Source organism: Streptomyces sp. NPDC015345 (genome assembly GCF_043078805.1).
Classification (GTDB): domain Bacteria; phylum Actinomycetota; class Actinomycetes; order Streptomycetales; family Streptomycetaceae; genus Streptomyces.
In genome coordinates this window covers 1-15,746 of record NZ_JBIBTX010000012.1, presented here as the reverse complement: position 1 = coordinate 15,746, position 15,746 = coordinate 1, and the positions used below count along the sequence as shown (strand labels likewise).

4 protein-coding genes are annotated in these 15,746 nt (G+C 68.6%); 3 read left to right on the top strand and 1 reads right to left on the bottom strand.

Annotated features, from left to right (window positions below):
* Window positions 1-17 precede the first annotated feature (17 nt).
* Entirely contained in the window at window positions 18-527 is a 510-nt protein-coding gene (locus ACF062_RS35675) for a flavin reductase family protein (protein WP_392143837.1), read from the bottom strand.
* A gap of 265 nt (window positions 528-792) precedes the next feature.
* Between ACF062_RS35675 and ACF062_RS35670 the strand changes: the two genes are divergently transcribed.
* The 3 genes from ACF062_RS35670 to ACF062_RS35660 form a co-directional block, all read left to right on the top strand.
* On the top strand, window positions 793-1,005 hold the full coding sequence (locus ACF062_RS35670) for an MbtH family protein (protein WP_223778304.1): 213 nt from the start codon (window positions 793-795) through the stop codon (window positions 1,003-1,005).
* A gap of 166 nt (window positions 1,006-1,171) precedes the next feature.
* The gene (locus ACF062_RS35665; RefSeq protein WP_392143835.1) at window positions 1,172-4,339 is read left to right on the top strand and encodes an amino acid adenylation domain-containing protein; all 3,168 of its coding nucleotides are present in this window, start codon (window positions 1,172-1,174) and stop codon (window positions 4,337-4,339) included.
* A 283-nt stretch (window positions 4,340-4,622) separates the two neighbouring features.
* Window positions 4,623-15,746, top strand: an 11,124-nt coding sequence (locus tag ACF062_RS35660) for an amino acid adenylation domain-containing protein (protein ID WP_392143833.1), incomplete at its 3' end; no start/stop codon positions are given.

Sequence of the window (15,746 nt, the reverse complement as noted above, 5' to 3'; positions counted from 1 at the left end):
GCCCAGCGGGGCGGCCGTCAGCCGGACGGCCACCCCGCGTACTGGCGCAGGCCGTACAGCAGAGGCCGGGGCGGACCGGAAGCGATCCGCACCCCGGTCACTTCGGCGAAGACCACCCGGTGGTCGCCCATGCTGTCGTACTGCCGCACCGTGCAGTCGGCGATCGCGTGGGCCCCGTCGGTCAGATGCGGGACACCACTGCCCGGACCGGGTGTCCAGGCCACCCGGTCGAACCGGTCGGGGGCACCGGAACTGAACAGCTCGGAGGTGTCCCGGGCGTCCTCGTGCAGCAGGTTCGCCGCGAAGACGCCCCGCTCCAGAACGGCCTTCAACGTCGGGCTCGCACTTCTGATGCACACCAGCAGCACCGGTGGCGAGAGGGAAACGCTGCACAGCGACGTGCACGTCATGCCCAGGGGAGTCCCGTCCGGCAGGGCTGTGGTGAGGACGGCGACCCCCGACGGGAAGCACGTCATGAAGGAACGGAACTCACCGCTCGTCGCTGTGGCGGGATGCGCGGTGTCCACGTTCGCGCCGCCTTTCCACGGGCCCGGGCGCTCTCCCGGGGTGTCGGTTCACTGTGGCAAGCGCGCCCACCACTGTCACGGATTTTCACCGGTGGTGAATGACTGAGGCGACGGCTCCGGCTCCCCTCCTCCGCCATCATTAAGCCGTTCCTGAATCCCCGCCGGAATTCCCGTCAGCCGGTGATCCGGCACACCGGGATTCGTACACTTCGGTCCTGTGTGCCGCGCAAACCCGCGCGTGAAGAAGGAGCGAAGGAGCCGGACCATGAGCGTAAATCCCTTCGAAGACCCCGATGGCACCTACCTGGTTCTGGTGAACGACGAAGGGCAGTACTCCCTTTGGCCGACGTTCGCCGAAGTGCCCGCCGGGTGGACGGTGGCCCTCGAATCGACGGACCGCCAGTCGGCACTCGACTACGTCAACGAAACCTGGACCGACATGCGCCCCAAGAGCCTCATCGAGGCCATGGGTGGCTGAAGGCCGCGGCAGCACGACGCCAGATGGTGAGTCACAGTCCGCACGTTCGGTCGGGCCACGGGCGCATCCGCCCGGAGACGGGGGTTGAGGCATGTCCAGAGTTCATCGTCCTGCGCCGACACGGATACCCCGGTGGGTCGCCCCCGGCGGCGGAGCACCGGCCGCGGTGCGCGAGCTGACGGTGCAGCTGCCCGCCGGCCGGACCCCGGCCGACGCCGCCGCGGCCACGGGGCCGACGGCACAAGCGGAGACCCTGCGTCTCGCCGTCCTGACGAAGGTGCTCAGCGCGGTCACCGCCGAGAAGACCGTCACGGTCGGGTACTTCCCCGCCGCCGCGCCGGGCGGGTCGACGACGCCGCACACCCTGACGGTCCCGATACCGGACGGGTCCTGGCACGACGTCGTGGCGGCGGTGGCCGCGGAACGGGAGCAGGTGCCCGCCGACCGCCGGGCGGACCCCGGCGCCACCCCGTACGACATCGTGCTCGACATGCGCCCCTCGGCCGCAGCGGATGACCCCGAGGGGCCCGCCCCGCTCGCGCCGGACACCGCGCTCCGCGTGACGTGGGCAGCGCACGCCACCCGGCCGCGACTGCGCCTCCAGTACCGCACGGACGCCATCGACGCGACGTACGCGGCTCGGCTCGGCGCCTACGTCCGCACGGCCTTCGAGCAGCTGACCACTGCCCCGGACGCCGCGCACCACCTGCAGGAGCTGCTGTCCGACGAGGAGCGGGAGCACCACATCACCGGCCTGGCCGGCCCCGTCCTGCCCCTGCCCGATGCCATGTTCCCCCAGCTCTTCGAGGCGCGGGTGCGCGCCCATCCGCGCGCGGCCGCCGTCTCCCACGGCGAGACCACATGGGACTACGCGAGCCTCAACGCCGCGGCGAACCGCATCGCCGCCGCACTGCTGGCGCAGGGGCTGCGGTCCGAGGACGTGGTGGCCGTGGTGATGGACCGCACGCTGCCGTGGGCGGCCGCCGTCCTGGGCGTCCTCAAGGCCGGCGGAGCCTATCTGCCCGTACGCCCCGACTTCCCGGCACGGCGCGTCGCGACCCAGCTCGACCGCAGCGCGTGCCGGTTCGTCCTCGGCCAGGGGTCCGCGCGGACGCTCCTCGCGGACACCGCCGAGGTGTCCGGCCGTGCCAGGACCTGCCTGCTCGTGGACGACCTCCTCCAGGACGGCGCCGACGCCCGGGACCCCGGCGTCGAGATCCGCCCCGACCAGCTGGCCTACGTGTACTTCACCTCCGGATCCACCGGCGCACCCAAGGGCGCGCAGTGCGAACACGCCGGAATGGTCAACCACCTCTATGCCAAGATCGACTCCGTCGACCTGCACGAGGGCGACGTGGTGGCGCAGACCGCCTCCCAGTGCTTCGACATCTCCCTGTGGCAGCTCGTCGCACCGCTCCTGGTCGGTGCGTCGGCGCGCATCGTGGACACCGAAACCCAGCTCGCCCCCGAGCACTTCCTCGCCGAACTGGACCTGGCCGGGGTATCCGTCGCACAACTGGTGCCCTCGTACTTCGAGATCCTGCTCGGAGAGCTGGAACGCCGGCCCCGCGACCTCGGGGTGCTGCGCTCGATCTCCATCACCGGCGAGGCACTCAAGCTCGACCCGGTCCGCCGCTGGTTCACGGTCCAGCCGCACGTGCAACTGGTCAACGCCTACGGGGCCACCGAAGTCAGTGACGACACCATGCACGAAGTACTCACCGCGCCACCGGTCCGCGACTTCGTCTCGGTGGGCCGCTCGCTGCGCAACGTCCGCACCTACGTGCTCGACGACCACGGACGGCTGGCGCCCCTGGGCACACCCGGCGAGATCGTCTTCGCCGGCGTGTCCGTCGGACGCGGCTACATCAACGACGCGGAGCGCACCCGGCAGGCGTTCGTCACCGACCCGTACGTGCCGGGCGAACGGATGTACCGGACCGGAGACTTCGGCCGCTGGCTGCCCGAGGGCACCATCGAGTTCCTCGGCCGCCGCGACCAGCAGGTCAAGATCCGCGGCTACCGGATCGAGATCGGCGAGATCGAGAACAAGCTGCGCGCCGCGACGGGCGTGCGGGACTGCGTCGTCCTCGTCGAGCACACCACCGGCACGGAGAAGAGCCTGGTCGCGTTCGTGGCGGCCGGGGAGCACGTCGAGGAGGAGGCACTGCACCGCCACCTGGCGACGCTGCTCCCCGCGTACATGGTCCCCTCGCCCATCCACCGCCTGGACGCACTGCCGCTGAACGAGAACGGCAAGGTGGACAAGCAGGCGCTCGCGGCGCTCGCGCAGACCCTGGGGCACGCGCAGGGCTCGCAGGCCCTCCCCGAGACCCCCACCGAACAGCGGCTCGCCACGGAATGGGCCGAGGCACTCGGAATCCCGGTCGAACGGATCGGCCGCCGCGACCACTTCTTCGACCTGGGCGCCACCTCGCTCACCGCCGTACGCCTCGTCGTCAAGCTCGACCGGGCCATCTCGCTCAAGCAGCTCATCAGCACGCCGGTACTCGCCGACCTCGCCCGGCTCATCGACTCCGGCGCGGCGGCCGAAGCACCCGGGCACGATCTGCTGCAACGGCTGGCGGACCCGGTGCCGAACGCGGTGGCCACCTTGGTCTGCTTCCCTTACGCGGGCGGCAACGCCGTGAACTTCCAGCTCCTGGCCAAGCGGCTCGCCGAGCGTCGCATCACGGTCCTCGGCGTGGAACCACCCGCCCGCGACTTCACCGGAACCGCGGAACTCCCCCAGGACGTCGCGCAGATCGCGCACCGCGTCCACGACGAGGTACGACGCGACGTCACCGGCCCCGTCATGCTCTGGGGACACTGCGCCGGCAGCGCCCACGCACTGGCCACCGCACGGTTGCTGGAGGCGAGCGGAGCCGAGCTGACCCGGGTGTTCCTGGGGGCGATGCTCCTTGACCCGGTGGCTGTCCTTGAGGCGGAGACGGCCGAGGTCAGCGCACTCGGCGCGGCCGAGATCACCCAGCGGCTGCTGGCGGAGAGCGCCTACGTGGAACTGGACGGGCTGAAGCCCGAACGCGCCGACCTCGTCGGCACGGCGTACCGCCACGACGTGTGCACCACCAACGCCCACCTGCTGGCCCTGCACGAGGACCCGCAGGCACACCGTCTCAACGCCCCCGTCCACGTGGTCCTCGCGGCGGACGACCCGTCCACCGAGCGGGGTCCGGAGCGCTACCGGGACTGGAAGGTCATCGCCGACCAGGTCGAGCTCCATGAACTCACCGAAGGCGGCCACTATTTCACCGGCACGCGGCCGCAGGAGACCGCGGACATCATCGGCGGCGCAGCCGCGGCGAACGGCTGAGTGCAGCCATCGAATCCCCCCCGGGATTCCTCCGCCGCACCCTCGGCGGCCCCCGATCCATTCCCATAAAGCCACGGATTTCGGCGCTTCCTGAAAGTCTTGACGCGCTCTTCAAAGGGCAACTAGCTTCAAATTTCCCGTGTACGGGAAAAGCATCGAGGAACCGGGGGAGCCGCCAGTTCACGTGCCCCTGCCCCGCTCCTCTCCGGACGCATCACATTTGACGCGTCGCATTTGACGCGTCGCATCGCATCGCATCGTGTCGTGGACTGAAGGGACGTCCGTGGTGAACGCGCGCGCACAGTCGATCGAGGACATCCTGCCGGTGACCGCGCTGCAAGAGGGCATGATCTTCCACCATGTCTACGACGAAGGCGCACCGGACTCCTACGTCGCTCAGGTCGCCTTCGACCTGGACGGTGCCCTGGACGAAGCGGCCCTCCGCGCCGCCGCGGCGGAACTCCTGCGGCGCCACGCCAACCTGCGCTCCTCCTTCCGGCAGCGTCGCACGGGCGAATGGGTGCGGCTCCTGCGCCGCCGGGTGCGACTGCCGTGGCACCGGCACGACCTGAGCCGGCTTCCCGCAGCGGAGCGGCGCGAAGCCCTGGAGGCCGAGGTGACAGCCGACCGCCTGCGGCGCTTCGACCTCGGTGCCGCCCCTCTGATCCGTTTCACCCTGCTGCGCCTCGGACAGGAGAGCTTCCGCTTCGTGCTCACCGCGCACCACGCCGTGGTGGACGGCTGGTCCATGGCGGTGCTGCTGCGCGAACTGCTCGTGCTCTACCGCAACGGCGCCGTCCCCGGTGAGCTGCCCGCCGTCCGTCCCCACCGCGACCACCTCGCATGGCTCCGCACCCGCGACCGGGCCGCCGCCGAGCGGGCCTGGGGCGAGGCCTTGGCGGAGCTCCCCGGCCCCTGCCTCCTGGCGCCCGGGGCCTCTCCCGCCACCGTGCTGCCCGAACGCCTCGACTTCGCTCTGGACGAGGAGACCGGCACGGCCCTGGTGAACGTGGCCCGGGCCCGCGGCATCACCCTCAACACCGCGCTCCAATGCGCCTGGGCGCTGGTGCTCGGCGGCCTCACCGGCCGTGACGACGTCGTGTTCGGCATGACCGTCTCCGGTCGCCCCGCCGAGCTCGACGGCGCCGAGCACATGGTCGGCCTGTTCATCAACACCGTTCCGTTCCGCGTCCGGCTGAGGCCCGAGGAGTCCCTCTCCGGTCTCCTCGTCCGGGTGCAGCAGGAGCAGGCCCGCATGCTCGACCACCACCACCTGGGCCTCATGGACATCCAGCGCGCCGCAGGTGTGGACGAACTGTTCGACGCGGGCATGGTGTTCGAGAACTTCCCCCGGCACACCGACGACGGGGACGGGGCCGCCCTGCGCGTACGGGACGTCCGGTCCCGCAACGCCACGCACTACCCGCTCACACTGATCTCCGGCACGGGCGAGCGGATCGGCGGCCGTCTCGTGCACCGCCCCGACCTCTTCGGGGCCGACCGCGTCCAGAAGATCGCCGAGGTCCTGACGCGCGTCCTGCGGACCATCGCCCACGCTCCGGAACGCCTCGTGGGCGGTATGGACGTGTCGCTGCCCGGCGAACGGCTGCTGCTGGCGGAGTGGAACGACACGGCGGCCGACGTGCCATGGGCCTCCCTCCCCGCCCTGTTCGAGGAGCAGGCGGCACGCGCCCCTGAAGCCGTGGCGGTGGAGTTCGAAGGGGAAGCCGTGTCGTACGGCGAGCTGGACGCGCGGGCCAATCGTCTGGCGCGCCACCTGGGCTCGTTGGGGGTGGCCACGGAGTCGCGCGTCGTGGTGGCACTGCCGAGATCGGTGGACGCGGTGGCGGCGCTGCTGGCCGTCTCCAAGGCAGGGGCCGCCTACGTCCCGGTGGATCCGTCGTACCCGGCGGAGCGGATCGCCTTCATGCTGGAGGACTGCGAGCCGGCGGCGGTGATCTCGTTCTCGGACACCGGCGTGGTCCCGGGCGGCCCGGTCCCGTGCACAGGGTCTACCGAAGGCACCGGTTCCGCCGGACACGGCGACGCACCGCTGGTCCTGCTCGACGCCCCCGAACTGGCGGCTCGACTCGCCGGACTTCCCTCGACCCCGCCCGACGTGCTGGAGCGGCGCCCGGACCAGGCGGCGTACGTGGTGTACACGTCGGGTTCGACCGGACGGCCGAAGGGCGTCGTGGTGGAGCACCGTTCGCTCGGCGCCTACCTGCTGCGGAACCGGCAGACGTACGCCGGGGTCACCGGGAACTCCGTGCTCCACACCTCGCTCTCCTTCGACCTGACGGTGACGGCTCTGTTCACGCCGCTGGTGAGCGGTGGCCGGGTGCGCCTGGACGACCTGGAGGACGGTGCCGGAGCGACGTTGCTGAAGGTCACCCCGAGCCACTTGGCGCTGATGGAGGACCACGAGAACGTGGTCGCTCCGGCCGGCACCCTGGTGGTCGGCGGCGAGGCGCTGACGGGCGAGGTGCTGGACGCCTGGCGCCGCCGTCACCCCGACGTCACCGTCTACAACGCGTACGGCCCCACCGAGGCCACGGTGAACTGCACGGAGTGGCGCCTGGACCCGGGCGGGACGACGCCGCGGGGCGCCGTGCCGATCGGCACGCCGTTCCAGAACACACGGGTCTTCGTACTGGACTCGTTCCTGCGGCAGGTGCCGGTCGGCGTGCCCGGCGAGCTGTACGTGGCGGGTGCGCCGCTCGCCCGCGGCTACTGGGGCCGGAGCGACGTCACGGCGGAGCGATTCGTGGCGTGCCCATTCGGGGGCGCGGGTGAGCGGATGTACCGCACGGGTGATGTGGTGCGGTGGCGTGACACCGGGGTGTTGGAGTACGTGGGCCGGGCCGACGACCAGGTGAAGGTGCGGGGCTTCCGTATCGAACTGGGCGAGGTCGAGGCGGCGTTGGCGGGCTGTGGGGGTGTGGCCCGCGCGGTCGTGACGGTGCGAGTGAACGACGAGGCCGACCGCCGACTGGTCGGGTACGTGACGGCGGAGCCGGGCGCGGTGGTGGACGGGGCGGCGCTGCGCGCGCAGTGCGCCCGGAGCCTTCCGGAGTACATGGTTCCGTCCGCGGTCGTGGTGCTGGATGAGGTGCCGTTGACGCCGAACGGGAAGGTGGACCGGCGGGCGCTGCCCGAGCCGCTGGTCGATGTGGTGGCGGGGCGTGGGCCGCGGTCGCCGCGCGAGGACATTTTGTGTGGTCTGTTCGCTGAGGTGCTGGGTGTGCCGGCGGTGGGTATTGACGATGACTTCTTTGCTCTGGGTGGTCATTCGTTGTTGGCGACGCGTCTGGTGGGTCGGGTGCGTGCTGCTCTGGGTGTTGAGTTGTCGGTGCGGCAGTTGTTCGAGGCTCCGACGGTCGCGGGGCTGGACGGGGTGTTGGACGGGGCCGATCGGGGACGTGTGCCGGTGGTCAGGGCACAGGTGCGCCCGGAGCGGTTGCCGTTGTCGTTCGGCCAGGAGCGGTTGTGGTTCCTGCATCAGTTGGAGGGGCCGGGGGCGGCCTACAACGTTCCTTCGGCGGTCCGGCTGGGCGGTGAGCTGGACCGGGAGGCGCTGCGGTTGGCGCTGGGTGATGTGGTGGCGCGGCACGAGAGTCTGCGCACGGTGTTCGCCGAGGACGCCCGGGGTGCGTACCAGGTCGTGCTGGACGCGGATGTCGAGGTTCCGTGGACCGTCGCCCAGGTGACGGAGGGCGAGCTGCCGGAGCGGTTGGCGACTGCTGCCCGGCATGCCTTCGACCTCTCCACCGAGATCCCGGTCAGCGCAGCCCTGTTCGAGCTCGGCCCCGAGGACCATGTCCTGCTCCTGTTGGTGCATCACATTGCCACCGACGGCTGGTCGCTGAGGCCCTTGGTCCGTGATCTCACGAGCGCGTACGAGGCGCGTGTCGCCGGGCGTGAGCCGCGGTGGCCGGCGTTGCCGGTGCAGTATGCGGATTTCGCGGTGTGGCAGCGGGAGTTGCTGGGTTCGGAGGACGATCCGGGCAGTCTCGTTTCGGCGCAGATCGCGTATTGGCGGGAGCGGTTGGCGGGGTTGCCGGCGGAGATTGAGTTGCCGGTGGATCGTTCGCGTCCGGCGGTGGCCAGTTACCGGGGTGGCCGGGTGGATTTCGTGTTGCCCGTGGATGTGATGGAGCGGGTGGCGGGGTTCGCGCGGGAGTCGGGTGCGAGTGTGTTCATGGTGTTGCAGGCGGCGTTGGGTGTGCTGCTGTCGCGGTCGGGTGCAGGTGAGGACATTCCGATCGGTACGCCGGTGGCCGGGCGTGGTGATGATGCGGTGGATGACTTGGTGGGGTTGTTCATCAACAATCTGGTGCTGCGTACGGATGTGTCGGGGGATCCGACGTTCCGTGAGTTGCTGGCTCGGGTGCGGGAGACGGATCTGGAGGCGTACGCGCATCAGGATCTGCCTTTCGAGCGGCTGGTGGAGATCCTCAACCCCGAGCGGTCCCTGTCCCGGCATCCTCTCTTCCAGGTCATGCTCATTTTTAACAACCAGACGTCCGCCGGGGTCGAATCGAATGCCTCGCACCTTGACGTGAGCGAAATCCGTGCGACGCATGACGCAGCCCGCTTCGACCTGACCTTCGAATTCGCTCAGATGGATCCAGAGAATGGTTTGCGGGGCGGTTTGACGTTTGCGCTGGATGTGTTTGAGCGGTGGTCCGCTGAATTGCTGGTGGAGCGGTTGGTGTGGTTGTTGGGTGCGTTGGTGGGTTCGCCGGATGTTCCGGTGGGTGGGCTTGATGTATTGGTGCCGGGTGAGCGTGGGCGGGTATTGGAGGGGTGGAACGATACGGCGGTTGATGTCCCGAAGGCGTCGTTGGTGGGGTTGTTCGAGGAGCAGGTGCGGTGTGCCTCTGGTGCGGTGGCGATGGAGTGTGGTGGGGAGGCTGTTTCGTATGGGGAGTTGGATGGTCGGGCGAATCGTTTGGCGCGGTTTTTGAGGTTGTTGGGGGTGGGTGGGGAGTCGCGTGTGGTGGTGGCGTTGCCGCGGTCGGTGGATGCGGTGGTGGCGTTTTTGGGGGTGTTGAAGGCGGGGGGTGTGTATGTGCCGGTGGATCCGTCGTATCCGGTGGAGCGGATTGCTTTTGTGGTGGGGGATTGTGCGCCGTCGGCGGTGATTTCGGTGTCGGGGGCGGGTGTTGGCGGGTGTGGGGGTGTGCCGTTGGTTTTGTTGGATGATCCGGTGGTGGTGTCGCGGCTTGCTGAGTTTTCTTCGGGTTCTTTGGGGGTGGTTTCTTGTCGGGAGCAGGCGGCGTATGTGTTGTATACGTCGGGGTCGACGGGGCGGCCGAAGGGTGTGGTGGTGTCGCAGGGTGGTGTGGTGAATGTGTTGGCGGGTTTGCGGGGTGTGGTGGGTTCGGGTTCGGGTCGTGTTCTGGCGTTGACGACTTTTGCTTTTGATATTGCGGTGTTGGAGTTGTTCGGTCCGTTGACGGCGGGTGGTTGTGTGGTTCTGGCGTCTTCTGAAGTGGTGGGTGATGCGGGGTTGTTGGTGGATTTGGTGGTGTCGTCGGGTGTGTCGGTGGTGCAGGCGACGCCGTCGTTGTGGCGGGAGATCCTGGCGGTTGCGGGGGGCCGGCTGAAGCATGTTCACGCTTTGGTGGGGGGTGAGGCGTTGCCGGGTGATGTGGCGGGGTTGTTGGTGGATTCGGTGGCGTCGGTGGTGAATGTGTATGGGCCCACGGAGACGACGGTGTGGTCGACGAGTGGGGTGGTGGAGTCGGGTTCGGATGTTTCCATTGGTCGGCCGCTGGCGAACGCGCGGGTGTTCGTGCTCGACGCGTTCCTGCGGCCGGTGCCTGTGGGTGTGTCGGGTGAGTTGTATGTGGCGGGTGCTGGGGTTGCCCGCGGTTACTGGGGCCGGAGCGACGTCACGGCGGAGCGTTTTGTGGCGTGCCCCTTCGGGGGCGCGGGTGAGCGGATGTATCGCACGGGTGATGTGGTGCGGTGGCGTCGTGATGGTGTTCTGGAGTTTGTGGGTCGGGTCGACGATCAGGTGAAGGTGCGGGGTTTCCGTATCGAACTGGGCGAGGTCGAGGCGGCGTTGGCGGGTTGTGGGGGTGTGGCCCGGGCGGTTGCGGTGGTGAGGGAGGACGCGGTGGGGGATCGTCGGTTGGTTGCCGGTGTGGTTCCTGAGGATGGTGTGGTTCTGGATTTGGGTGCGGTGCGTGGGGAGGTGGGGCGGCGTCTGCCGGATTACATGGTTCCCGCGCTGGTGGTGCTGGATGAGGTGCCGTTGACGCCGAACGGGAAGGTGGACCGGCGGGCGCTGCCCGAGCCTGAGGTGGTTGTGGTTTCCGGGCGTGGGCCGCGGTCGCCGCGCGAGGAGATTTTGTGTGGTCTGTTCGCTGAGGTGCTGGGTGTGCCGGCGGTGGGTATTGACGATGACTTCTTTGCTCTGGGTGGTCATTCGTTGTTGGCGACGCGTCTGGTGGGTCGGGTGCGTGCTGTTCTGGGTGTTGAGTTGTCGGTGCGGCAGTTGTTCGAGGCTCCGACGGTCGCGGGGCTGGACGGGGTGTTGGACGGGGCCGATCGGGGACGTGTGCCGGTGGTCAGGGCACAGGTGCGCCCGGAGCGGTTGCCGTTGTCGTTCGGCCAGGAGCGGTTGTGGTTCCTGCATCAGTTGGAGGGGCCGGGGGCGGCGTACAACGTGCCGTTGGCGTTGCGGTTGAGCGGCAGGCTGGACCGGGAGGCGCTGCGGTTGGCGCTGGGTGATGTCGTGGCGCGGCACGAGAGTCTGCGCACGGTCTTCGCGGAGGATGCGGAGGGGCCGTATCAGCGGGTGCTGGATGCGGGGGTCGCGGTTCCGTGGTCTGTTTCCCCGTGCGGGCGGGAGGAGCTGTCGGAGCGGTTGGAGGAGGCTGCCCGGTATGGCTTCGATCTGACGGTCGACGTTCCGGTCCGGGCCACTCTGTTCGAGCTCGGTCCCGATGAGCACGCCCTGCTCCTGCTCGTGCACCACATAGCCGGTGACGGCCAGTCGGTCGGCCCTCTGCGCCGCGATCTCGTCGCGGCCTACGAGGCACGGGTGGCGAGCCGTGAGCCGCGGTGGCCGGTGCTTCCGGTGCAGTATGCAGATTTCGCGGTGTGGCAGCGGGAGTTGCTGGGTTCGGAGGACGATCCGGGCAGTCTCGTTTCGGCGCAGATCGCGTACTGGCGGGAGCGGCTCGCCGACCTGCCGGCGGAGATCGAGCTGCCTGCGGACCGCCCGCGGCCGGCCGCTGCTTCCCACCGCGGCGCCCGTGTCACGTTCAGCGTGCCCGCGGACGTGCACGCCGGGATCCAGACGTTCGCCCTGTCGAACAACACCACCGTCTTCATGGTGTTGCAGGCGGCGTTGGGTGTGCTGTTGTCGCGGTCGGGTGCGGGTGATGACATCCCGATCGGTACGCCGGTGGCCGGGCGTGGTGATGACGCGGTGGATGACTTGGTGGGGTTGTTCATCAACAGTCTGGTGTTGCGTATGGATGTGTCGGGGGATCCGACGTTCCGTGAGTTGGTGGCGCGGGTGCGGGAGACGGATCTGGAGGCGTACGCGCATCAGGATCTGCCCTTCGAGCGGCTGGTGGAGATCCTCAACCCCGAGCGGTCCCTGTCCCGCCACCCCCTCTTCCAGGTCATGCTCACCCTCAACAACGCGGACGTAACCCCAGCACCGGAGCAGGGTGAGGGCACCGACGCCGCAGGCGCCCTCGATGTCGTGCTGCACCCGGTCGAGACCGGCACAGTGCGCTACGACCTCAACTTCCACCTGGGTGAGCACCGGGACACCGGTGGACTGCGAGGCGTCCTGGACTTCAGCACCGACCGGTTCGACCGCGAGTCCGCCCAGCTCCTCGCGGACCGCCTCGTGCGGTTGTTGACTGTGACCGTGGAGTCTCCGGATGTCCCCGTCAGCCGGGCGGACATGCTGCTGGAGGGCGAGCGGCGACAGATCCTGGAGAAGTGGAACGACACCGCGGCGGACAGGGCGGGGACGGCGGCGACATCGCTGTCGGAACTGTTCGAACAGCAGGCGGCCAGGACTCCGGACTCCTGTGCCCTGCAATTCGAGGACTCCGCGCTGTCGTACCGAGAGCTCGACACGCGCGCCAACCGCCTGGCCCACCTGCTCAGGTCCATGGGAGCCGGGCCGGAGAGCCGGGTGGCGGTGGCGATACCCCGGTCACTCGACCTGGTCGTGGCTTTGCTCGCCGTACTCAAGGTGGGCGGCGCCTACCTGCCCGTCGATTCCGAGTACCCGGCCGAGCGCATCGCGTTCATGCTCGCCGACGCGGAACCCACGGCATTGCTCACCACTCAGCACCTGAAGAGCGGGCTCCCCGCGCCCACCGGTCTCCAGGTCGTCGTGGTGGACGACCCCGCGACGCGACGGCAGACGGAAGCGTTCACCGGGGAGCACCCGCCGCTCGCCCTGGTCTCCTCGTCGCAGGCGGCCTACTTGATCTACACCTCGGGTTCCACCGGAGAGCCCAAGGGCGTCCTCGTACCGCACAAGGGAATCGTCAACCGACTGCGGTGGATGCAGGACGAATACGGCCTCACCACTCGGGACCGGGTCCTCCAGAAGACCCCGGCGAGCTTCGACGTCTCGGTGTGGGAGTTCTTCTGGCCCCTGCTGAGCGGAGCGACGCTCGTCCTCGCGCGGCCGGGAGGACACCGGGAGCCGGCGTATCTGTCGGGGCTCATTCAATCCGCCGGCATCACGACGGTGCACTTCGTGCCGTCGATGCTGGATGCCTTCCTACGTGAACCCACGGCTGCGGCCTGCACCGGACTGAAGCGTGTCCTGTGCAGCGGTGAGGCCCTGTCCGCTGCCACCGAGGAACTTTTCCACCGCACGCTCGGGGCCGAACTTCACAACCTCTACGGGCCGACCGAGGCCGCGGTGGACGTGACCTACTGGCACTGCGAGGACGACGGCCTTGACCGGCCCGCCCCCATCGGAAAGCCGGTCGCCAATACGCGGGTATTCGTGCTCGACGCGTTCCTGCGGCCGGTGCCGGTGGGTGTCGCCGGCGAGTTGTATGTGGCGGGCGTGCAGGTGGCGCGGGGGTATTGGGGTCGGGGGGCTTTGACGGCGGAGCGTTTTGTGGCGTGTCCGTTTGGTGGTGTGGGTGAGCGGATGTATCGCACGGGTGATGTGGTGCGGTGGCGTCGTGATGGTGTTCTGGAGTTTGTGGGTCGGGTCGATGATCAGGTGAAGGTGCGGGGTTTCCGTATCGAACTGGGCGAGGTCGAGGCGGCGTTGGCGGGTTGTGGGGGTGTGGCCCGGGCGGTTGCGGTGGTGAGAGAGGACATGGTGGGGGACCGTCGGTTGGTTGCCGGTGTGGTTCCTGAGGATGGTGTGGTTCTGGATTTGGGTGCGGTGCGTGCGGAGGTGGGGCGGCGTCTGCCGGATTACATGGTTCCCGCGCTGGTGGTGCTGGATGAGGTGCCGTTGACGCCGAACGGGAAGGTGGACCGGCGGGCGCTGCCCGAGCCGCTGGTCGATGTGGTGGCGGGGCGTGGGCCGCGGTCGCCGCGCGAGGACATTTTGTGTGGTCTGTTCGCCGAGGTGCTGGGTGTGCCGGCGGTCGGTATTGACGATGACTTCTTTGCTCTGGGTGGTCATTCGTTGTTGGCGACGCGTCTGGTGGGTCGGGTGCGTGCTGTTCTGGGTGTTGAGTTGTCGGTGCGGCAGTTGTTCGAGGCTCCGACGGTCGTGGGGTTGGATCGTGTGGTGGAGGGTGCGGGTCGTAGTCGTGTGCCGGTACTGCGGGCGGGGAGTCGTCCGGGGCGGTTGCCGTTGTCGTTCGGTCAGCAGCGGTTGTGGTTCCTGCATCAGTTGGAGGGGCCGGGGGCGGCGTACAACGTGCCGTTGGCGTTGCGGTTGAGCGGCAGGCTGGACCGGGAGGCGCTGAGGTTGGCGCTGGGTGATGTGGTGGCGCGGCACGAGAGTCTGCGCACGGTCTTCGCTGAGGACACACAGGGTGCGTACCAGGTCATACGTGCAGTGGCCGACTGCGAATCAGAGTTGGCGGTGATCCGCTGCTCGGAGGACGAGCTGGCGGCGGAACTGGCGGCTGCCGCACGTCACGCTTTCGACCTCGAACAAGAACTCCCGCTACGAGCGGTGCTGTTCGAGCTCGATGCCGAGGAGCACGTGCTGCTCGTGCTGGTGCATCACATCGCGAGCGATGGCTGGTCCGTGCGTCCACTGGTGCGTGACCTGAGTGTCGCGTATGGGGCCAGAATGAACGGCGTGCTGCCTGAGTGGCCCATGCTGCCGGTCCAGTATGCGGATTTCGCGGTGTGGCAGCGGGAGTTGCTGGGTTCGGAGGATGACCCGGACAGCGTGGTCGCGGCGCAGATCGCGTACTGGCGGGAGCGGTTGGCGGGGTTGCCGGCGGAGATTGAGTTGCCGGTTGATCGTTCGCGTCCGGCGGTGGCGAGTTACCGGGGTGGCCGGGTGGATTTCGTGGTGCCCGTGGATGTGATGGAGCGGGTGGCGGGGTTCGCGCGGGAGTCGGGTGCGAGTGTGTTCATGGTGTTGCAGGCGGCGGTGGGTCTGCTGCTGTCGAGGTCGGGTGCGGGTGAGGACATTCCGATCGGTACGCCGGTGGCCGGGCGTGGTGATGATGCGGTGGACGATCTGGTGGGGTTGTTCATCAACAGTCTGGTGTTGCGTACGGATGTGTCGGGGGATCCGACGTTCCGTGAGTTGGTGGCGCGGGTGCGGGAGACGGATCTGGAGGCGTACGCGCATCAGGATCTGCCCTTCGAGCGGCTGGTGGAGATCCTCAACCCCGAGCGGTCCCTGTCCCGCCACCCCCTCTTCCAGGTCATGCTCACCCTCAACAACGCTCCGGAAAACGGCATGCTGCCCGTTCTCCCGGAGCTTTCCGTCAGTCCGATAGGGGCGGAAACGGAGAGCGCCAAGGTCGATCTTTCCTTTGCCTTCTCGCCCTACTCTTCTTCTGGTCTGCGGGGTGGGTTGACGTTTGCGGCGGATTTGTTTGATCGGCGGGCTGCTGAGTTGTTGGTGGAGCGGTTGGTTTGGTTGTTGGGTGTGGTGATGGGCTCCCCGGACGTTCCGGTGGGTGGGCTTGATGTATTGGTGCCCGAGGAGCGGCGTCGGGTTTTGGAGGAGTGGAATGCGACGGGTGTAGCCCTACCGCAGGGCTCACTTTCGGGGTTGTTCGAGGAGTGGGTGGTGCGGGCTCCGGGTGCTGTGGCGGTGGAGTTCGAGGGTGGTGTGGTGTCGTATGGGGAGTTGGATGGTCGGGCGAATCGTTTGGCGGGGTTTTTGAGGTTGTTGGGGGTGGGTGGGGAGTCGCGTGTGGTGGTGGCGTTGCCGCGGTCGGTGGATGCGGTGGTGGCGTTTTTGGGGGTGTTG